The organism is Kitasatospora sp. NPDC048715, from assembly GCF_043198905.1.
Taxonomy (GTDB): domain Bacteria; phylum Actinomycetota; class Actinomycetes; order Streptomycetales; family Streptomycetaceae; genus Kitasatospora; species Kitasatospora lactacystinica.
Genome location: NZ_JBICVH010000013.1, coordinates 101,897 through 125,138 on the forward strand (window position 1 = coordinate 101,897; position 23,242 = coordinate 125,138).

The following is a 23,242-nucleotide window of genomic DNA, read 5'->3' on the forward strand; positions in this document are numbered from 1 at the left end:
CGCTACTCCTCACCGTTGCGGGACTCGCCCGAGCGGATGACCTCGGTCCTGCGGTGCGCATCGTCCAGAAGGCTGAACAGTTCGTCGTCGCTGGCCTCGTCGACACCGGCCGCGGAGCCGGTACGTCTGGCGGTCCAGGCCGCGAGAAGTGCTTCGAGGCGGGCCGCGACGGTCTCGTAGTCGGCGTCGGCCGCTGCCGCGTCCAGGGTGGACTTGAGCCGGTCGAGGCCGGCGAGCAGGGGGTCGGGTTCGGTGCCGCGCAGCCGCGTGTGCACGAAGGCGGCGAGGCGGGCCGGTGTCGGGTGGTCGAAGACGAGCGTGGCGGGCAGGCGCAGGCCGGTGTCCGCGTCGAGCTGGTTGCGCAGTTCCACGGCGGTGAGCGAGTCGAACCCGATGTCGGTGAACGCCTGGTCGGGTTTGACCGCCTCCGGTGACGAGTGCCCCAGGACGACGGCGACCTGGCCCACGACGAGTCGCAGCACGTCGGCCTGCGTCCACACGCGGTCGGCGGCCTGCCTGCGCCGGGGCCGCACCAGCTCCCGCAGCAGGGCGGGCGGATCACCGGCGCGGCGCAGCGCCGGCAGGTCGAACCTGACGGGGGCGAGGGCGGGGGTGCCCGCGGTCAGCGCGGTGTCGAACAGGGCCAGCGCGTCCGTCGTCGGCAGCGGCCGTACGCCGGCCCTGGCCAGGCGGTGCCGGTCGGTGGCGGTCAGACCTCCGGTCATGCCGCTGGCCTCCGCCCAGTAGCCCCAGGCGAGCGACACGGCCGGCTTGCCCTGGGCGTGCCGGTGTGCGGCGAGGCCGTCGAGGTACGCGTTCGCCGCCGCGTAGTTCGCCTGGCCCGCGCCGCCCAGCACACCGGCCGCCGACGAGAACAGCACGAACGCCTCCAGGTCCGAGGTCAGTTCGTGGAGGTGCCGCGCCGCGAGGGCCTTCGGCTCCCACACGCGCGCGAACTGCCGCGGGGTGAGGGATTCCACGACGGTGTCGGCCAGCGTGCCCGCGGCGTGGATCACCGAGGTGACCGGGTGTTCGGCGAGCAGCCGCGCCACCGCCTCGCGGTCGGACACGTCGCACGCCACGATGTCGGCGGTCGCGCCCAGCGCGGCCAGGTCGGCGATCAGCGCGGCCGCGCCGGGGGCGTCCGGGCCGCGCCGGCCGACCAGCAGCAGGTGCCGCACGCCGTGCCGTACGGCGAGGTGGCGGGCGATCGTGCCGCCCAGGGTGCCGGTGCCGCCGGTGACGAGCACCGTGCCCCCGGGGCTGAGCGGCGAGGGCAGCGGTTCGGTCCGCGCCCGTTCGAGGCGGGGGACGTGAACGGCGCCGGCGCGGATCGCGAGCTGGGGTTCGTCCCCGGCCAGCCGGACCTCGTCGCCGTCGTGACCGTCGACCAGCACGAACCGGCCGGGGTGCTCGGTGGCGGCCGAGCGGACCAGGCCCCAGACGGCGGCGGCCTGCGGATCGACGTCCTCGCCCGGCCGGACCGGCACGGCGTTGCGCGTGGCGACCACCATGCGCGGGGTGTCCGTGGTGAGGAAGTCCTGGATCACCCGCAGCGTCTCGACGGGCGATGTGGCGTGGTGGACCGGGATGTCCGGTTCGGTGGTCGCCGCTTCCAGGACCGGCCACGCCACCTGGTACGGCACCTCCTGCGTGGTGGCACCGGCCGGCCGGCGCAGGGTCAACGAGGCGATCTCGGCGACCGGTGCGCCCGACTGGTCGGCGAGGCCGATCGCGCAGGTGTCCTGGCCTGTCATGGTCAGCCGGACCCTGGCGTGCTCGGCGCCGCGCCACCAGGAGATCCCGGCGAAGGAGAACGGCATCTTCGCCCGGTCGTCGGCGACGGTCACGATCTGGATCGCGGCGTCGAGCAGGGCGGGGTGCAGGGCGAACCGGGTGTCGCCGGAGGGTACGGCCACCTCCGCGTAGAGGGTGTCGCCGTCGCGCCAGGCCGCTCGCAGGCCTTGGAAGGCCGTGCCGTAGGCGAATCCGGCGTCGGCCAGGTTGTCGTAGAAGGCGTCGAGGTCGACGGCTTCAGCGTGCGGCGGCCACTGCCGTGCCCAGGGCTCCGGTGGTGCGGCGGGTACGGCGGGTACGGCGGGTACGGCGGGTACGGCGCCCAGGGTGCCGGTGGCGTGCCGTACCCACTCGCCGTCCGCGCGCGAGTGGATCGAGACGCTGCGCCGACCCGCCCGGTCGGGGCCGACGGTCACGGACACCTGCACGCCGTCCGCGACCACCAGCGGTGTCTCCAGCGTCAGGTCCTCGACCGCCGGGCGGCCGACGTGTTCGCCGGCCCGGAGCGCCAGGTCCACGAACGCCGCGGCGGGCAGCAGGGGCGAGCCGGAGATGACGTGTTCGGTGAGCCACGGCTGCGCGGCGGTGGCGAGTCGTCCCGTCAGCACCACGCCGTTGTCGTCGGGGAGTTCCATGGCGTCCCGCAGCAGCGGGTGGTCGATCCGGCCGTCGCCGGTCGGTGCCGGGGTGGTGGGGTGGAGCCAGTAGTGCTGGTGCTGGAAGGCGTACGAAGGCACGCGCACGTCCGACGTGCCCGCCGTCGTGGTCGCGGTCGTAGTCACCGGCGGCGTCCAGCGCACCGCGCCGTCCGCCCACAACCGCCCCAGCCCCGCGAACAGCCGCTCCGGAGAATCACCATCACGCCGCATCAACCCGGTCCCCACCAGCAGCGGATGCGGACCCACCTCCACGAATCCGGTCATACCCTGGCCCGTCAGCCATTCCACGGCATCGGCGAACCGGACCGGTTCCCGCACCTGACGCACCCAGTACCCGGGCTCGCCCATGTCCACCGGACGCCCCGCCACCGTCGAGACCACCGGGATCACCGGCTCACCGAACGACAGGCCCGCCGCCACCCGGCCCAGCTCCTCCAGCACCGGATCCATCCGCGCCGAATGGAACGCGTGACTGACCTCCAACCGCCGCACCCGGCGCCCGCGGCCACGCCACACCTCAGCGACCGCCTCGACCGCGGCCTCGTCCCCCGACACCACCACGCTGTCCGCCGAGTTGACCGCCGCCACCTCGGCCCCCGGCACCAGCGACCCCAGCACCTCCTCCGCCGACGCCCGGAGCGACACCATCACCCCACCACCGGGCAACTCCTGCATCAACCGGCCGCGTGCCCCCACCAGCACACACGCGTCCTCCAGCCCCAGGACCCCCGCCACATGGGCCGCCGCCACCTCACCGACCGAGTGCCCCACCACGAAGTCCGGCCGCACCCCCAGCCACTCCACCAACCGGAACAGCGCCACCTCCAGCGCGAACACCCCGGCCTGCGTGAACTCCGTCTCCCCGAGTACGCCTTCCTCGTCCTCGAACAGCACCTCCACCGGCAGGCCCAGCAACCCGCACACCTCGTCCAGCGCCCGGGCGAACACCGGGAACTCCCGGTACAGACCCCGCCCCATCCCCGCCCACTGACCACCCTGACCCGAGAACACGAACGCCGACCGGCCCTGGGAGGCAGTGCCCGTGACGATTCCGGGCTGTCCGTCGATCAGCGCGTCCAGGCCGGCCGGGTCCGTCAGCACGGCACGGTGCGGGAACCGGGCCCGCGCGGCCAGGTCCGCGGCCACCTCGGCCGGCGTGACCTCGGGGTGCTCGGCGAGGAACCCGCGCAGCCTGCGGGCCTGGTCGCGCAGGGCCTGCTCGGACTTGGCCGACAGCAGCCACGGCACCGGCACGACGGCTGCGGGCACTGAAGCGGCGGGGGACTCGGACGACGTCTCCTCGGCCGGTTCCGGAGCCGGTGCCTCCAGGATCACGTGCGCGTTCGTACCGCTGATGCCGAACGCCGAGATGCCCGCGCGGCGCGGGTGGCCGCTGTCGGGCCAGGGCCGGGCCTCGGTGAGCAGCCGGATGTTGCCGGACTCCCAGTCGACGTGCGAGGTCGGCGCGTCGACGTGCAGCGTCGGCGGCAGTTGACCGTGCCGCATCGCCATGACCATCTTGATCACGCCCGCCACACCGGCGGCGGCCTGGGTGTGGCCGATGTTCGACTTCACCGACCCCAGCCACAACGGCTCCACCCGGTCCTGACCGTACGTCGCCAGCAGCGCCTGCGCCTCGATGGGGTCACCGAGCGTCGTCCCCGTTCCGTGCGCCTCCACCGCATCCACTTCGGACGGCTCCAACCCGGCATTGGCGAGGGCCTGACGGATCACCCGCTCCTGCGACGGACCGTTCGGCGCGGTCAGCCCGTTCGACGCCCCGTCCTGGTTCACCGCCGAACCCCGCACCACCGCCAGCACCCGGTGCCCGTTGCGGCGGGCGTCCGACAACCGCTCCAGCAGCACGACACCCGCACCCTCACCCCACGCCGTACCGTCAGCGGCCTCGGCGAACGCCTTCACCCGGCCGTCGGCCGCGAGCCCCCGCTGCCGCGAGAACTCGACGAACCCCGCCGGCGTCGCCATCACCGTCACACCGCCGGCCAGGGCCAGTGAGCACTCCCCCGAGCGCAGTGCCTGCGCCGCCAGATGGATCGCCACCAGCGACGACGAGCACGCCGTGTCCACCGACACCGCCGGACCCTCCAGCCCCAGCAGGTACGACACCCGCCCGGAGGTCACACTCGTCGCCGTTCCCGTCGAGAGGTAGCCCTCCAGGTCGGGCGGCTGTGCCCCGGCGCCGTATCCGGAGGCCCAGATGCCGGTGAAGACGCCGGTCCGGCTGCCCCGCAGCGACGTCGGATCGATCCCCGCGTCCTCGAACGTCTCCCAGACCGTCTCCAGCAGCACCCGCTGCTGCGGATCCATCGCCAGCGCCTCACGCGGCGAGATCCCGAAGAACGCCGCGTCGAAGTCGCCGGCGGCGTCGAGGAAGCCGCCCGACCGCGTGTACGACCTCCCCGGACCACCGGCCGGGTCGTAGAGACGACCCACGTCCCACCCACGGTCCGACGGGAACTCACCCACCGCGTCCACGCCACCCGACACCAGGCGCCACAGCTCCTGCGCCGAGCCCACCCCGCCCGGATACCGGGCCCCCAACCCCACGACCACGACGGGGTCGTCCGACACCGGAACCCCGACCGGCACGGACACGGCAGGGGCCTGGCGCCGGGCACCGACCAGGAGGTCTCGCAGGTGGCCGGCCAGAGCGTCGGGGGTCGGGTGGTCGAAGACCATCGTCGCGGGCAGCCGTACCCCGGCGACCGCGGACAGCCGGTTGCGCAGTTCCACCGCGGTGAGCGAATCGAAGCCCAGGTCCTTGAAGGCCCGCTCGGCGCCGACGGCCGCGGTGTCGGGGTGGCCGAGGACCGCGGCCGTCTGGCCGGTGACCAGTGCCAGGACGCGGCTGTGCTGCTCGGTCTCGGGCAGGGCCGCCAGTTCCCTGCCCAGGCCCGGCCGGTCCGTGCGCCGGGCGGGCCGGGTACGGGTGAGGCGGCTGAGCAGGGGGCGGGTGGACGCCGCCGACAGGTCGAGGTGTGCGGGGACCAGCGCGGGATCGGCGGCGCCCAGGGCCAGGTCGAACAGTGCCAGCGCCTGGTCCGTGGGCATCGGCAGCACGCCGGCGCGGGCGAGGCGCCTGCGGTCAGTGTCGCTGAGGTGTTCGGTCAGCCCGCTGGCCTCGGCCCACTGTCCCCAGGCCAGCGACACGCCCGGCAGACCCAGGGCACGCCGGTGCACGGCGAGGGCGTCCAGGAAGGCGTTCGCGGCGGCGTAGTTCGCCTGGCCCGGGCCGCCCAGCACACCGGCGGCGGACGAGAAGAGCACGAACGCGCTCAGGCCGAGGTCCTTCGTCAGCTCGTGCAGGTGCCAGGCGGCGTCGGCCTTGGGCCGCAGCACCCGGTCGATCCGGCCGGGCGTGAGGGATTCGACGACGCCGTCGTCGAGCACACCGGCGGCGTGGACGACCGCGGTCAGCGGGTGCGCGGCCGGGATCGAGTCCAGTACGGCCGCCAGCGCGTCCCGGTCGGCCACGTCGCAGGCCACCACCTCGGCGTCGAAGTCCACCTCCGCCCCGCTCCTGCCGAGCAGGATCAGGTGCCGGATGCCGTGCTGTTCGCGCAGGTGCCGGGCGACGAGGCGGCCCAGCGTTCCGGTGCCTCCGGTGATCAGCACGGTGCCGTTCGGGTCGAGCGGGCTGGACGCCGCGGCCGCTTCGGCCCGTACCAGGCGGGCGGCACGGGCGGCGCCGTCGCGGACGACGAGCTGCGGTTCGTCCCCCGCGACGAGGACGCGGTCGTCGGTGTCGACGAGCACGAACCGGTCGGGGTGTTCCGCCTGGGCCGCGCGGACCAGGCCCCAGACGACGCTGGACGGCAGGTCGACGGGGTCCGGCCCGACCGCCCCGCGGGTCACGACGGCCAGCCGGCCGTCCCCGTCGCGCAGGAAGTCCTGGAGCACGCCCAGCGTCTCGGCGGCGACGGTGTGCGCGGCCGCCACGGGGTCTCCCGCCGGGGGCGTGACGTGGTGGACGGCCGGGGGTTCGCCGGTGCTCTCGACGGGCACCCAGTCGAGGCGGAAGAGCTGGTCGGTCCCGGCGACCGGCATGCCCGGCGGCCGGTGGCGCACGGTCAGCGCGTCGATCACCGCCAGCGGCCCGGATTCGTCGGCGAGCGCGACCCGGAAGGTGTCGGGGCCGGTGGGTGTGAGGCGGACCCGGGCCGTGGAGCCTGCTTTCCGCATCGACACCCCGGCGAAGGAGAACGGCAGCCGGCCGGCCGCCAGCAGGGTCAGCGGCTGGAGTGCGGCGTCGAGCAGCGCGGGGTGGAGACCGAAGCGGTCGCGGGTGTCGGCGGGCAGCGCCACCTCGGCATAGAGCTCGTCGCCCTGCCGCCGGATCTCGCGTACGCCCGCGAACACCGGCCCGTACTCGTAGCCCTGGGCGGCGAGGGTGTCGTAGAAGTCGGTCAGGTCGACGGGCTCACCGGCCGGCTGCCAGGGCTCGCCGGTGTCGTACGGGTGGGGGCGGCCGCTGGTCGCCAGCATGCCGGTGGCGTGCCGCAGCCAGGTGCCGCCCGTCCGGGAGTGCACGGTGACGGGGCGTCGGCCCGTCCCGTCCGGTGCGCCGACGACGACCTGGACCGGCACGGAACCGTCGTCCGGCAGGATCATGGGGGCTTCCAGCACCAGTTCGTCCAGGACGTCGCAGCCGGCCTGCCGGCCTGCGTGCATGGCGAGTTCGACGAACACGGTGCCGGGCAGCAGCACGGAGCCCAGGACGACGTGGTCGGCCAGCCAGGGCCGGGTGGCCGTCGAGAGCCGCCCCGTGAGCAGCACGCTCTGGTCCCCGGCCAGTTCGACGACGGCCCCGAGCAGCGGGTGGCCGGCCGATTCCAGTCCCGCCGCCGACACGTCGCCCTTCGCGGCGGCGGGGTTCAGCCAGTACGGCCGGTGCTGGAAGGCGTACGTCGGCAGCGGGACGTGGTGGGGCTCGCCGGGGAGGACCGGCGTCCAGTCGACGGCCACGCCTTGCGTGTGCAGGCGCGCCAGGGCGAGGTGGAACTCCTGCCTGCCGCCGCCGCGGCGCAGCGTGCCGGTCGCCACGCCGTCCATCACCGGCACCAGTACGGGGTGCGGGCTGACCTCCACGAACACGCCGTGCCGGTCCTGCGCAAGGGCCTCGACGGCGAGGTCGAAGCGTACGGGTTCGCGGAGGTTGCGGTACCAGTAATCGGCGTCGAGGGCGGAGGTGTCGACCGGCTCGCCAGTGACGGTGGAGTAGAAGGGGACGTCCGCGGTCCTCGGCTCGATCCCGGCGAGGTCGGTGAGCAGTTGCTCGCGGATCGCCTCGACCTGGACGGAGTGGGCGGCGTAGTCGACGGGCAGGCGGCGGGCGCGGATGCCGTCGGCCTCACAGGCCGTCAGCAGTTCGTCCAGCGCGTCCAGGTCGCCCGATACCACCACGCTGTCCGCCGAGTTGACCACCGCCACCGTCAGCCGGCCGTCCCAGCGGGCCACGAACCCGGCGGCCCGCTCATGCCCGAGGCCTATGGAAACCATGCCGCCCTGGTCGGCCAGCACCGCCAGCGCCTTGCTGCGCAGGGCGACCACCTTCGCGGCGTCGTCCAGGGACAACGCCCCGGCCACGTACGCCGCCGCGATCTCCCCCTGCGAATGCCCCACGACGGCATCCGGTTCCACACCATGGGCACGCCACAACTCCGCCAGCGCCACCATCACCGCGAACAGCGCGGGCTGCACGACGTCGACCCGCTCCAGCGACCCACCACCGACCAGCACCTCCACCAACGACCAATCCGTGTACGGCGCCAACGCCGCCCCACACGCATCGATCGCCTCCCGGAACACCGGCTCCGAGCCGTACAACTCCCCACCCATACCCACCCACTGCGCCCCCTGCCCCGGGAACACGAACACCGACCGACCCGGCGAACCGGCCACCCCCGTGATGACGCGGGGGTCTCCGTCGGCGAGGGCGGCCAGTTCCGCCATGAGGTCGGTCCGGGTGCTGCCCGCCAGGGCCGCCCGGTGGGCGAGCATGGTGCGGGTGGTGGCGAGGGCCCGGCCTATCGCGGCCGACCGGAGTCCGGGGTGGGCGGTGAGGTGGTCCGCGAGCCGTCGGGCCTGGGCGCGGAGGGCGTCGTCCGTCTTGCCGGACAGCAGCCATACGGTGGGCTCCGCGGAGTCGTCCGCGGCGGGTTGTTCGGGGGTTTCTTCCAGGAACTGTTCGATGACGACGTGGGCGTTGGTGCCGCTGGCCCCGAAGGCCGAGATGCCCGCGCGGCGGGGCCGCCCCGTCTCCGGCCACGGCCGGGCCTCGGTCAGCAGCCGGATGTCACCGGTGTCCCACTCGACGTGCGGCGTGGGCTCCTGGACGTGCAGCGTCGGCGGCAGTTCGGCGTGCCGCATCGCCATGACCATCTTGATCAGGCCGGCCGCGCCGGCCGCCGCCTGGGTGTGCCCGATGTTCGACTTCACCGACCCCAGCCACAACGGCTCCACCCGGTCCCGGCCGTAGGTCGCCAGCAGCGCCTGCGCCTCGATGGGGTCACCGAGCGTCGTCCCCGTACCGTGCGCCTCCACCGCGTCCACCTCGGACGGCTCCAACCCGGCATTGGCGAGAGCCTGCCGGATCACCCGCTCCTGGGAGAGGCCGTTGGGCGCGGTCAACCCGTTGGACGCGCCGTCCTGATTGACCGCCGAACCCCGCACCACCGCCAGCACCCGGTGCCCGTTGCGACGGGCGTCCGACAACCGCTCCAGCAGCACCAGCCCCGCACCCTCACCCCACGCCGTACCGTCGGCCGTCGACGAGAAGGGCTTGCACCGGCCGTCGGGGGCCAGGGCGCGCTGGCGGGAGAACTCCGTGAACTGGAGGGGGGTCACGCTCACGGTCACCCCGCCGGCCAGGGCGAGTGTGCACTCCCCCGAGCGCAGTGCCTGCGCGGCGAGGTGGATCGCCATCAGTGACGAGGAGCAGGCGGAGTCGACGGACACGGCCTGGCCCTGGAGGCCCAGCAGGTAGGAGACCCGGCCGGAGGTGATGCTCGGCGAGATGCCGGTGGCGAGGTAGCCCTCGGTTTCGGGCGGTGCCTGGTCGGGGCTGCCGACGTAGCCGGAGGACCAGATGCCGGTGAACACACCCGTCCGGCTGCCCCGCAACGACGTCGGATCGATCCCCGCATGCTCGAGCGTCTCCCACGCGGTCTCCAGCAGCACCCGCTGCTGCGGATCCATCGCCAGCGCCTCACGCGGCGAGATCCCGAAGAAATCCGCGTCGAACCCCGCCGCGTCCGCCAGGAACCCACCCGACCGCGTGTACGACGTCCCGGGATGATCCGCGTCCGGATGGAACAACCCCTCGACGTCCCACCCACGATCCGACGGGAACGCCCCGATCGCGTCCACCCCACCCGACACCAGGCGCCACAGCTCCTCCGGCGACCCCACCCCACCCGGCAACCGGCACCCCATGCCCACGATCACCACCGGATCGTCCGACACCGACACCGCGGGCACCACCGGCGCCACCGGCACCACACCCTTTGCCGCACCGGAGAGTTCGGCCGTGAGGTGGTCGGCGAGGTCGGCGGGGGTGGGGTGGTCGAAGACGAGGGTCGCGGGCAGCCGCAGGCCGGTGGCGCCAGCAAGGCGGTTGCGCAGTTCCACGGAGGTCAGGGAATCGAAGCCGAGGTCGCGGAAGGCGAGTGCGGGGGTGATCGCGGCGGCGTCGGAGTGGCCGAGGACGGTGGCGGTGTGGGCGGCGACCAGGGACAGCAGGTCCGACGCGGGGGCCTTCGGCGTCGGCAGGGTCTGCGGCATCGAGAGGTCGGCCGTGGTCAGCGCGGGACGTCCGGAAGCCAGCGCGGTGTCGAACATGGCCAGGGCGCGTTCGGTGCTGATGGGGCGGATGCCCTGGCGGGCGAGGCGTTGGCGGTCGGCCGCGGTGAGGTGGGCGGTCATGCCGCTCTCCTGCTCCCAGTAGCCCCAGGCCATCGACACGGCGGGCAGTCCGAGGGTCTGCCGGTGTGCGGCGAACGCGTCGAGGTAGGAGTTCGCGGCCGCGTAGCCGGCCTGGCCGGCGTTGCCGAGTACACCCGCGGCCGCGGAGAACAGCACGAAGGCGGCGAGGTGGTGCTCGCGGGTCAGCTCGTGCAGGTTCCAGGCGCCGTCGACCTTGGGACGCAGCACCTGGTCGAGCTGCTCTGCGGTCAGCCGTTCCACCACGGTGTCGTCGAGCACGCCGGCCGCGTGGACGACGGCGGTGAGCGGGTGCGCGGCCGGGATCGAGTCCAGTACGGCCGCCAGCGCGTCCCGGTCCGCGACGTCACAGGCCACGACCCGCACGTCGACGTCCCCTTGCGGCTCCAGGTGCGGCACCGCGCCGCCGCCGCGGCTGACGAGCAGCAGGTGCCGTACCCCGTAGCGGGACACCAGGTGCCGGGCGACGGCCCGGCCGAGGGTGCCGGTGCCGCCGGTGATCAGCACGGTGCCGTCGGGGTCGATCGGCCGGGGGACGGTGAGGACGATCTTGCCGGTGTGGCGGGCCTGGCTCATCAGCCGGAAGGAGGCGACGGCCTGGCGGAGGTCCGCAGCGGTGACCGGCAGCGGCTCCAGTGTCCCGTCGGCGACCATCGCCACGACCTTGGAGAGGATGTCGCCCTGCCGCGCGGGGTCGACGTCGTTGAGGTCGAAGGCCCGGTAGATCAGGCCCTCGGGTGAGCGGATGTCCGTCCTGCCCAGCTCGACGAACCGTCCGCCGTCGGCGAGCAGCCGCAAGGAGGCGTCGGTGAGTTCTCCCGCGAGCGAGTTGAGGACGACGTCCATGGCCGGGAACCGCTCGGCGAACCGGGTGTCGCGGGACGAACCGATGTGGTCGTCCGCCAGTCCGAGGCGCCGCAGGGTGTCCCACTTGGCGGGGCTCGCGGTGGCGAAGACCTCCGCGCCGCTGTTCAGGGCCAACCGGATGGCGGCCATGCCCACACCGCCCGCGCCGGAGTGGACCAGGACCCGGTCGCCGGGGCGTAGTTCGCCGAGGTCGAACAGCCCGTACCAGGCGGTGGTGAACGCGATGGGCACCGACGCCGCCTCGGTGAAGCTCCAGCCCTCGGGGATCGCCGTCAGGAGCCGGTGGTCGGCGACCGTGCGCGGCCCGAAGGCGCCGGGCATCATTCCCGTGACGCGGTCGCCGGGCCGCCAGGCCGTGACGCCGGGGCCGACCTCGATGACGGTGCCGGCCCCTTCGCCGCCCAACGGGGGCCGGTCCGGGTACATGCCGAGGGTGATGAGCACGTCGCGGAAGTTCAGGCCGGCCGCGCGTACGGCGACCCGTACCTGTCCGGGTTCCAGCGCGGCCTCCTGCCGGGGCAGCAGGGCCAGGTCGTCCAGTTGCCCGCTGCCGGACTCGCTCAGCCGGTACGCGCCGTCGGGGGCGGTCGGTTCCGGCGCGTACCTGGCCTGCCGCGGCACCAGGACGCCTTCCCGGCGCAGGGCCAGTTCGGGTTCGTCGCCGGCCGTCATGGCGGCCAGGACCGCGTCCTCCTCGGACGCGTCGCCCATGTCGACCAGGACGAACCGGCCGGGGTGCTCGGCGGCGGCGCTGCGGACCAGGCCGCGTACGGCCGCGCCGGCCACGCCGCGGGTCAGGACGGCCAGGCGTGCGGCCGCCCGCTCCGACTGCCCGGCCAGGAAGTCCTGGACGAGCGCGCGGGCCCGCTGGACGAGGGCGTGCACGGAGTCCGCGTCGGCTTCCGCGGCGAGTACCGGGCTCGGCACCACCTCGGTCGGTGGGCCCGCGATGAGGGGTACCCACCGGGTGTGCAGCACCGTGGCCCGGGCCTCGGCGGCCGGACGGACGGTCAGCGCGGTGATGTCCGCGACCGGGTTGCCGGACAGGTCGGTCAGGGTCGCGCGGTAGGTGCCGGTGCCCGTGCGGGCCAGGTGGACCCGGGCGGACGACACACCGGTGGTGTGCACGGCGACGCCGGAGAAGGAGAACGGCAGCCGGACCCGGGTGTCGGGGCTGAGCAGGATCAGCGGCTGGAGTGCGGCGTCCAGGAGCGCGGGGTGGATGCCGAAGCGGGCGCCGTCGGGGACGGACACCTCGGCGTACAGTTCGTCCTCGCCCCGCCACAACTCCCGCACGCCCCGGAACGCGGGTCCGTACTGGTATCCGAGTCCGGCGAGGTAGGCGTAGAACCCTTCGGGGTCCACGGGTTCGGCGTTCCTCGCGGGCCAGTCGGGGCGACCGGCCGTCACCTGGCCGCCGAGGGTTCCGGACGCGTGGCGGACCCAGCCGTCGCCGCCCTTGGCGTGCACGGTGACCGGTCGGCGGCCGGCGTCGTCCGGGGCCCCGACCGAGACCTGGATGTCCGTGGGTGCGTCGGAGAGCGCGAGGGGCAGGTGCAGGACGAAGTCGTCGAGGGTCCCGCCGGCCAGGGTGGCGAGTTCGAGGAAGGCGGTGCCGGGCAGCAGGACGGTGCCGTCGACGGCGTGGTCGGCCAGCCAGGGGTGGGTGCGGGTGGAGACGCGCCCACTGTGCACGGTGGTCCCGTCGGGCAGTTCGACCGTGGTGCCCGCCAGCGGGTGCCCGGTGCCGTGGTCGCCGGCCGCGGGGGTGAGCCAGTAGGTGCTGCGCTGGAAGGGGTAGCGCGGCAGCCTGACGCCGTGCGGACGGTCGTGCGGCCAGGTCACGGCGACGCCCTGGACGTGGAGGCGGGCCAGGGCGGTGTGGAATTCCCCGATGGCGCCGTGGTCGCGGCGCAGGGTGCCGGTCGCCACGCCGTCCAGGTCCTGCACCAGCACCGGGTGCGGGCTGACTTCCACGAGCACCTCGTGGCCGTCGGCGGTGAGCCGGGCGGTGGCCAGGTCGAACCGTACGGGTTCACGGAGGTTGCGGTACCAGTAATCGGCGTCGAGGGCTGAGGTGTCGACCGGCTCGCCGGTGACTGTGGAGTAGAACGGGATCGCCGCCGAGCGGGGCGTGATGTCGGCCAGTTCGGTGAGCAATTGCTCGCGGATCGCCTCGACCTGCGCCGAGTGGGCGGCGTAGTCGACGGGGATGGCGCGGGCGCGTATGCCGTCCCTGGCGCAGGCTGCCAGCAGTTCGTCCAGGGCCCCGGGTTCGCCGGACACGACGACGGTCGAGGCGGAGTTGACCACCGCGACGGTGATCCGGTCGTCCCAGGGGCTCAGGTAGCCGGCGGCGTCGTCCGCGGACAGCGCGACCGAGACCATGCCGCCGTGTCCGGCCAGGGCGACCAGGGCCTTGCTGCGCAGGGCGACCACCCTGGCGGCGTCGTCCAACGACAACGCCCCCGCCACGTACGCCGCCGCGATCTCCCCCTGCGAATGCCCCACGACGGCATCAGGCTCCACACCATGGGCACGCCACAACTCCGCCAGCGCCACCATCACCGCGAACAGCGCGGGCTGCACCACATCCACCCGCTCCAGCGAACCACCGCCGGTCAGCACCTCCACCAACGACCAATCCGTGTACGGCGCCAACGCCGCGTCACACGCATCGATCGCCTCCCGGAACACCGGCTCCGAGCCGTACAACTCCCCGCCCATCCCCACCCACTGCGCACCCTGCCCCGGAAACACGAACACCGACCGACCCACCGGGCGGGCGGTCCCGGTGACCAGACCCGGCGCCGTGCCGCCCTCGGCCAGGGCGTCCAGGGCCGCGGCGGTGCCCACCACCACGGCCCGGTGCTCGAACACGGTGCGGGCGGCCAGAGCGCCCCCGACCGCCGCCGGGCTCACCTCGGGATGCGCGGCGGTGAAGGCGCCCAGCCGGCGCGCCTGCTCCCGCAACGCCGCCTCGGACCGGGCCGACAGCGGCCAGAGGACCTGGTCGTCCGCGCGGCCCCGGGGGGAGGGTGCGGCGGAGTCGGCCTCGGCGGGCTGTTCGGGGATGCTCTGCTCGATAATGACGTGGGCGTTGGTGCCGCTGATGCCGAAGGCGGAGACGGCGGCCCGCCGTGGCCGCCCGGTCCCGGGCCAGACGACCGGTTCGGTGAGCAGCCGGACCGCGCCGGAGGCCCAGTCGACGTGCGGGGTGGGCGCGTCCACGTGGAGGGTCCGAGGCAGTTCGCCGTGCCGCATCGCCATGACCATCTTGATCAGGCCGGCCGCGCCGGCCGCCGCCTGGGTGTGGCCGATGTTCGACTTCACCGACCCCAGCCACAACGGCTCGTCCCGGTCCCGGCCGTACGTCGCCAGCAGCGCCTGCGCCTCGATGGGATCGCCGAGCGTCGTCCCCGTACCGTGGGCCTCCACCGCGTCCACCTCGGACGGCTCCAACCCGGCATTGGCGAGGGCCTGACGGATCACCCGCTCCTGGGAGGGGCCGTTCGGCGCGGTCAGGCCGTTGGAGGCGCCGTCCTGGTTGGTGGCAGAGCCCCGGACGACCGCCAGCACCTCGTGGCCGTTGCGGCGGGCGTCGGACAGGCGTTCCAGCAGCAGCAGGCCCGCGCCCTCGGCCCAGCCCGCCCCGTCGGCCGCGGCGGCGAAGGACTTGCTGCGGCCGTCGGGCGCGCTCGCCCCCTGCCGGGACATCTCGGTGAACAGCGTGGGTGCCGCGTTGACGGTGACGCCGCCGGCCAGGGCCAAGGAGCATTCTCCCGAGCGCAGCGCCTGGGCGGCCAGGTGCAGGGCCACCAGGGACGACGAGCAGCCGGTGTCCAGGGACAGTGCCGGGCCGAGCAGGCCCAGCTGGTACGCCAGCCGGCCGGACCCCACGCTCGACGCGGTGCCGGTGACCTGGTAGCCCTCCAAGTCGTCGGGGACCGGCCCGGCGGCGTAGCCGGTGGACCACATGCCGGTGAACACGCCGGTGGGTGTGCCCTCCAGCGCGGTCGGGTCGATACCGGCGTACTCGATGGTCTCCCACGCGGTCTCCAGCAGGATGCGCTGCTGCGGGTCCATGGCGAGCGCCTCGCGGGGCGATATCCCGAAGAACGCCGCGTCGAAGTCTCCGGCGGCGTCGAGGAAGCCGCCCTGGGACGTGCTCGACGTGCGGGGGCGGCTTCCCGTCGGGTCGTACAGGCGGTCGATGTCCCATCCCCGGTCGGCCGGGAAGTCGCCGACCGCGTCCACGCCATCCGCGACCAGCCGCCACAGGTCCTCGGGGGTACCGACGCCTCCGGGGTAGCGGCAGCCCATGCCGATGACCGCGATCGGCTCGTCCGTCGCGGCCGGGGCCGGGGCCCGCGGCGCGTCCTGCTCGCCGGACCCGCCGGACAGGTGGGCGGCCAGCCGCGCCGGGGTGGGGTGGTCGAAGACGAGGGTGGCGGGCAGCTGCGTCCCGAGCGCGGCGGTCAGGCGGTTGCGCAGTTCCACCGCGGTCAGTGAGTCGAAGCCCAGGTCCTTGAACGCCCGCCGGGGGTCGAGCCGCTCGGGGGTGGCGTGTCCCAGCACCCCGGCGACGTGGGTGGTGATCAGCTCCAGCAGGTCGGTGCCGCCGGCGGGGGGCACGGGTCGGGGGGCCTGCGGCCGGCTGTGGGCCTCGGGCAGGTCCCGCAGCAGCCGGCTCGGCCGCGCGTGGGTGTAGGCGCGGGCGAACTGTTCCCAGTCGGCCTCGGTGACGACCGCGAGGGCCTCGTCGTGGTCGAGGACGTCCTGCAGCGCGTCGAGTGCCCGGCCCGGGTCCAGTTCGCCGAGGCCGAGCAGGGCGCGCTGGTGCCGCACGGGCTCCAGGTCCGCCATGCCGCCTTCGGCCCAGATGCCCCACGCGACGGAGGTCGTGGCGCGGCCCTGGGCCCGGTGCTGTGCGGCCAGGGCGTCGAGGAAGGCGTTGCCGGCGGCGTAGGCCGCGCCGTGGCCGTCGCCCCACACGCCCACGGTGGAGGAGAACAGGACGAAGGCGTCGAGGTCGGGCAGGAGTTCCGCCAGGTTCGCCGCCCCGGCGACCTTGGCCGTGACGACCTCGGCGAACTCCGCCGGTGTCGTGTCGGCCAGCCTGGTCGCCCTGATCACGCCGGCGGTGTGGAAGACCGCGCGGATGCCGCCGACGCGCGCGACGAGGTCCCGCAGGGCGTCCCGGTCGGCCACGTCGCACGCCGCCACGGTCACCCGCGCCCCGGCTGCCTCCAGTTCGTCGCGCAGGCCGGCCGCGCCGGGTGCGTCGGGGCCGCGGCGGGAGGCCAGCACGATGTGCTCCGCGCCCTGCCGCGCGAGGCGGCGGGCCAGATGACCGCCGAGCGCGCCGGTGCCGCCGGTGACCAGCACCGTGCCCCGCGGCCGCCAGGGCCGCGCGGCCGGGCCCGATGAGGCCTTGCGGCGCAGCCGCTTGGCGAAGCGCCGGGTGCCGCGGATCGCCACCTGGTCCTCGCCCGTGCCGGCGAGCACGACGAGCAGCGCGTTCACGCTCTCCTCGTCGGGCACGGCGGGAAGGTCGACCAGGCCGCCCCAGCCGTGCGGGAACTCCAGCGCCGCGGACGCGCCGGTGCCCCACGCCAGGGCCTGGGCCGGGCTGGTGACCGGGTCGGTGCCCGAGGTGCTCACGGCGCCGCTGGTCGCGCACCACAGCGGGACGGCCGCCGTCCTCACCGGGTCCGGGCTGCGCACCGGACCCAGGGTGCGGACCAGGTCCAGGGTGCGGACCAGGCCCGCCGGGAGCACCGGGTGGTCGGGGTGCGGCTCCTCGTCCAGCGCCAGCAGCGACAGCACACCGTCCGGCCCGGGCCGGGCGTCCCCGGTGCCGGCCACGTCCCAGGTGTCGGCCGCATCCCAGGTGTCGGCCACCGCGAAGCCCCGTTCGCGCAGGGCCTCGGCCCACGGGTGCCCGGTCGTGGCCAGGACGAGCCAGCGATCCGGGTCCACCGGGGCCGCGGTACCGCTCGTCGGCGTCCATGCCACCTCGTACCGCCAGTCGTCACGGGGCACCGGCGGGGTCGCGGTCACCCAGTAGGGCTCGCGCTGGAAGGCGTACGTGGGCAGGTCCGCCCCGGGTGCGGTGCGGGGCAGCACCGGCTTCCAGTCGACGTCGGCTCCGGCGGCGTAGAGGCGTCCCGCCGCGGCGAGGAACTCGGTGAGGCCGCCGTGGTCACGGCGCAGTGTTCCGGTGGCGGCGACATCCAGCGCGGGCACCAGCACGGGGTGCGGGCTGACCTCCAGGAACAGGTCGTGGCCGTCGGCGGTGAGCCGGGCGGTGGCCAGGTCGAACCGTACGGGTTCGCGGAGGTTGCGGTACCAGTAGCCGGCGTCGAGGGCGGAGGTGTCGACCGGTTCCGCGGTGACGGTGGAGTAGAAGGGGACGTCCGCGGTTCTCGGCTCGATCCCGGCCAGTTCGGTGAGCAGTTGCTCGCGGATCGCCTCGACCTGGACGGAGTGGGCGGCGTAGTCGACGGGCAGGCGGCGGGCGCGGATGCCGTCGGCCTCGCAGGCGGCCAGCAGTTCGTCCAGCACGTCGAGGCCGCCGGACACCACGACCGCCGCGGGTCCGTTCACCACGGCGGTGGTCAGCCGCTCGCCCCAGCGGGCCAGGTAGCCGGCGGCCTGTTCGACGGACAGCGCGAGGGACACCATGCCGCCCCGGCCGGCGATGACGGCCAGCGCCCTGGACCGCAACGCCACGACCTTGGCGGCGTCGCCCAGCGACAGCGCGCCGGCGACGTACGCGGCGGCGATCTCCGCCTGGGAGTGGCCGACCACGGCGTCCGGCCGCACGCCGTAGGACCGCCACAGGTCGGCCAGCGCCACCATGACGGCGAACAGGGCCGGCTGCACCACGTCGACGCGGTCCAGCGAGCCGTGGCGCAGTTCGTCGACCAGCGACCAGTCGGTGTACGGGGCCAGGGCGGCGGCGCAGGCGTCGATGCCGGCGCGGAAGACCTCGGACTGCTCGTACAGGTCACGGCCCATGCCCGCCCACTGCGCCCCCTGTCCGGGGAAGACGAACACGGTCCCGCCGGTACGGGCAGGCAGGCCAGGCACGCCCAGCAGTCCCGGCAGTCCCGGCGGGAGCGCGGCCAGGCCGGACAGCAGGTCGTCCCGGTCGGCGCCGACCACCGCGGCCCGGTGCTCGAACCGGGTGCGGGCGGCCAGTGCGCGGCTGATCGCGGCGGCCGGGACGTCGGGGTGGGCGGTCGCGTACGCGTACAGCCGCTCGGCCTGGGCGCGCAGCGCGGCGTCGGTCTTCGCGGACAGCAGCCAGGCGGTGGGGGCGGCCCGGTCGGCGGCTTCGGGAAGGGGGCCGGGGTCCGGGTCGGAGGACTGCTCGATGCTGCTCTGCTCGACAATGAGGTGGGCGTTGGTGCCGCTGATGCCGAAGGCCGAGATGCCCGCGCGGCGCGGGTGCTCGTGCTCCGGCCACGGCCGGGCCTCGGTCAGCAGCCGGACGCCGCCGGAGGCCCAGTCGACGTGCGGGGAGGGGGCGTCCACGTGCAGGGTCCGAGGCAGTTCGCCGTGCCGCATCGCCATGACCATCTTGATCAGGCCCGCGACGCCGGCGGCGGCCTGGGTGTGGCCGATGTTCGACTTCACCGACCCCAGCCACAACGGCTCCACCCGCCCCTGACCGTACGTCGCCAGCAGCGCCTGCGCCTCGATGGGATCGCCGAGGGCGGTGCCGGTGCCGTGGGCCTCCACCGCGTCCACCTCGGAGGGCTCCAACCCGGCGTTCGCCAACGCCTGACGGATCACCCGCTCCTGCGACGGACCGTTCGGCGCGGTCAACCCGTTGGACGCGCCGTCCTGGTTCACCGCCGAGCCCCGGACGACCGCCAGCACCCGGTGGCCGTTGCGGCGGGCGTCCGACAGACGTTCCAGCAGCACGACACCCGCGCCCTCGGCCCAGCTGGTGCCGTCGGCCGCGGCGGCGAAGGGCTTGCTGCGGCCGTCCGCCGCGAGGCCGTGCTGGCGGGAGAACTCGGTGAAGCCCAGCGGTGTCGCCATGATCGTGACGCCGCCGGCGAGCGCCAGCGAGCACTCGCCCGCGCGCAGGGCCTGGGCGGCCAGGTGGACAGCGACCAGGGAGGACGAGCAGGCGGTGTCCACGGACAGCGCCGGACCGCGCAGCCCGAGGTGGTAGGCGACCCGGCCGGACGTGACGCTGGTCGCGACGCCGGTGAACAGGTAGCCCTCCAGGTCCTCCGGCAGGCCCGGCCCGGTCGCGTAGCCGGACGACCAGACGCCGGTGAACACGCCGGTGTGGCCGCCGCGCAGCGAGGCCGGGTCGATTCCGGCGTGCTCGAACGTCTCCCAGGCCGTCTCCAGCACGAGCCGCTGCTGCGGGTCCATGGCGAGCGCCTCGCGGGGCGAGATGCCGAAGAACGGAGCGTCGAAGCCGGCCACCGCGTCCAGGAACCCGCCCCGGTTGGTGTACGTGGTGCCCGGGCCGCGCAGGTCCGGGTCGTACAGGCCGCCCAGGTCCCAGCCGCGGTCGTCCGGGAAGTCGCCGATCGCGTCCACGCCCTCAGCGACGAGCCGCCACAGGTCGTCCGGCGAGGCCACCCCGCCGGGGAGGCGGCAGCCCATCCCCACGATGACGACCGGGTCGTCGTGGGCGGCCGCGGCAGCGGGGGCGGCTTGGGCGGCGGAGGCCGGCCGGTCGCCGGGGCCGGTGCGCAGCCAGTCGATCAGCTCCGCGGGCGTCGGGTGGTCGAAGACGAGACCGGAGGGCAGTTGCCGGTCCAGGGCGCCGGCCAGGCGGTTGCGCAGTTCGAGCCCGGTGACCGAGTCGAAGCCGAGGTCCTTGAAGGTGAGCGCGGGATCGATGTCCGCGGGGTTCTCGTGGCCCAGCACGAGCGCGATCTGCGCGGTGACCACGGCAGCCGCGTCGACCGTGCTGCCCGACTCGGGGTCGCCGGTGTCCGTGCCGCCCGTGTCCGTGCCGCCCGCCCCGGTGTCGCGGGTCTCCGGGCCGCCGTCCGGCCGGCCGGGCGCGGCGGTCTCCGCGGCGTGCGTCCCCGGGGCGGCCGGGGTCCGTCCGCTCTGCCCGGCTGTCGCTTCGGGCAGCCAGTACGAACGGCGTTGGAAGGCGTACGTGGGCAGGTCGACCGGCGCGGTCCCGGCGACGGCCGGGGACCAGTCGACCGGCACGCCGGCCACGAACAGCCGGGACAGCGCGGTCAGGAAGACGTCCGGCCCGCCCCGGTCACGGCCCAGCGTGCCGGTGGCGACGCCGGGCACGCCGGTCCGCTCGCGGGCCTGTTCCAGGGTCTGTTCGAGGGCGGGCAGCAGCACCGGGTGCGGGCTGACCTCGACCACGACGTCGTGCCCGTCCGCCAGCAGTGCGGCGGTGGCCAGGTCGAAGCGGACCGGCTCGCGCACGTTGCGGTACCAGTAGCCGGCGTCGAGCTCCGTGGTGTCGTCGAGGAGGCCACCGGTGACCGCGGAGTAGTACGGGATGGTGCCCTGCCGCGGCCGCACACCGTCCAGTTCGGTGAGCAGCCGCTCGCGGATCGCCTCGACGTGCGCGGAATGGGAGGCGTAGTCCACCGGGACGACGCGTGCGCGGACACCGTCCGCCGCGCAGGACTCGACCAGTTCGGACAGGGCCTGCGTGTCGCCGGACACCACGACCGAGCCGGTGGCGTTGACCACGGCGACCGTCAGCGCGCCGCCCCAGCGCGACACGTGGTCCTCGGCCCGCTCGGCGGACAGGGCCACGGACACCATGCCGCCCCGGCCGGTCAGCGCCACCAGCGCGCGGCTGCGCAGTGCCACGATCCGGGCCGCGTCGGACAGCGACAGCGCGCCCGCGACGTAGGCCGCGGCGATCTCGCCCTGCGAGTGCCCGACCACCGCGTCGGGCTCGACACCGAAGGAGCGCCACAGTGCCGCCAGGGACACCATCACCGCGAACAGGGCGGGCTGCACGACGTCCACCCGGTCGAGCGGAGCGCCGTCCAGGACATCGGCCAGGGACCAGTCGGTGTACGGGGCCAGGGCCTGGGCGCACTCGTCCATGGCGGCCCGGAAGACGGGGTACGCGGCGTACAGCTCCCGGCCCATGCCGACCCACTGCGCACCCTGGCCGGGGAACACGAAGACGGTACGGCCCGGGGTGCCGGCCCGGCCGGCGGCGGCCTGGACGGAGCCGAGCAGGACCGCGCGGTGCGCGAAGCGGGTTCTGGTGGTGGCCAGCGCGTGCGCGACCTCGGCGCCGGTCAGGTCCGGGTGGCTGCGCACGTGCTCGCGCAGGCGCTCGATCTGCGCTCGCAGCGCCTGCTTGGTCCGCGCCGTGACGATCCACGGCGCCGGCCGGGCCTCGGGGGCGGGCCGCCGGGCCGGCGGCCCGGCCGCATCGGGCGCCTGCTCGACGATCACGTGCGCGTTGGTGCCGCCCATGCCGAACGACGACACGCCGGCGAGCAGGGGCGCGTCCGGCCGCGGCCAGGGGGTCAGAGCGGTCTGGACCCGCAGCGCCAGTGCGTCGAGAGGGATGCCGGGATTGGGGGTTTCGTGGTTCAGGCTCGGCGGCAGTGCGCGGTGGTACACGCTGAGGACGGCCTTGAGCAGACCGACGATGCCCGCGGCGCCTTCCAGGTGGCCGACGTTCGTCTTGGCGGATCCGACCCGCAGGGCGCCGTCGGCGTCGCCGGACCCGGCCGGGTCGCGGTAGGCCGCCGCGAGGGCGGCGGCCTCGACGGGGTCGCCGACAGCGGTGCCGGTGCCGTGCAGCTCCACGTACTGCACATCCGCGGGACGCACGCCGGCGCGGGCCAGTGCCTCGCGGATGACCTGTTCCTGGGCCTGCGCGCTGGGCACGGTCAGGCTCCGTGTGGCGCCGTCGTTGTTGACCGCGCTGCCCCGGACGACACCGTAGACGCGGTCCCCGTCGGCCAGGGCCCGACCCAGCGGTTTCAGGACGAGGAAGGCGCCGCCCTCGCCGCGGACGAAGCCGTTGGCCCGGGCGTCGAAGGTGAAGCAGCGGTCGTCCGGGGACAGGCCGCCGAACTCCGCCGCTCCCTCCTCTCGGGCGGCGGTCAGGTTGAGGTTCACCCCGCCGGCCAGGGCGAGCGCCGACTCGCCGCGGCGCAGGCTCTCGACCGCCAGATGCACCGCGACCAGCGCCGACGACTGGGCCGTGTCGACCGTCATGCTCGGTCCGCGCACACCGAGGAAGTGCGAGACGCGGTTGGCGATGACGCCCCGGCTGGTGCCGGTCAGCGTGTGCGGCGTGATGTGACCGGGGTAGGCCAGCGACGTGTAGTCCTCCCACATCGAGCCGACGAACACCCCCGTCGGACTGCCCGTCAGCGTGCCCGGCACGATCCGGGCGTCCTCCAGGGCCTCCCAGGCGAGTTCGAGCATGAGCCGCTGCTGCGGGTCCATGCCGGCGGCCTCACGGGGGGACACACCGAAGAACGCGGCGTCGAAGCCGTCCACCCGGTCCAGGTAGCCGCCGTGCCGTACGCCCTGCCGGCCCGCGGGCGGCGCGGTGATCGCGTCGGACCCGTCGCACAGCAGTCGCCAGAACGCCTCCGGATCCGGGGCTTTCGGCAGCCTGCCCGCCATTCCGATGACAGCGACACGATCAGCGTCCGAATCCAAGGGGAAACGCATCACATCGACACCTCGTGAGCCGTGGAATGAAGGAAGGCAGGGGGGGTGTTTCCGTAGCAGTCCCGATGGTGCGGCTCCGGCCGCGCCGGCGGCCGGAGCATCGAGCGAGCGGGCAGCCCGGCGGCCCGGTGGTATCCGAACCCGGACTCGACGGCGCTTCGGGCGCCTGGATCAGTGGAGCGGTCCCTCGAAAGCGACAGCGCCGGCGACGCTCTCCGAGGAAGATGCACTGGTGAGCTGAGCGTGGGGGCCGAGGCGATGATCGCCCCGCCGCGCAGACGAGCATG

Annotated in this window: 1 protein-coding gene; it reads right to left on the reverse strand. The window is 74.6% G+C overall.

Going from position 1 to position 23,242, the window contains the following annotated elements; all coding sequences use genetic code 11:
* Window positions 1–2: 2 nt before the first annotated feature.
* Window positions 3–22,955, reverse strand: coding sequence for an SDR family NAD(P)-dependent oxidoreductase (locus ACGFSC_RS24195; RefSeq protein WP_359897209.1), 22,953 nt, complete (start codon window positions 22,953–22,955; stop codon window positions 3–5).
* Window positions 22,956–23,242 lie beyond the last annotated feature (287 nt).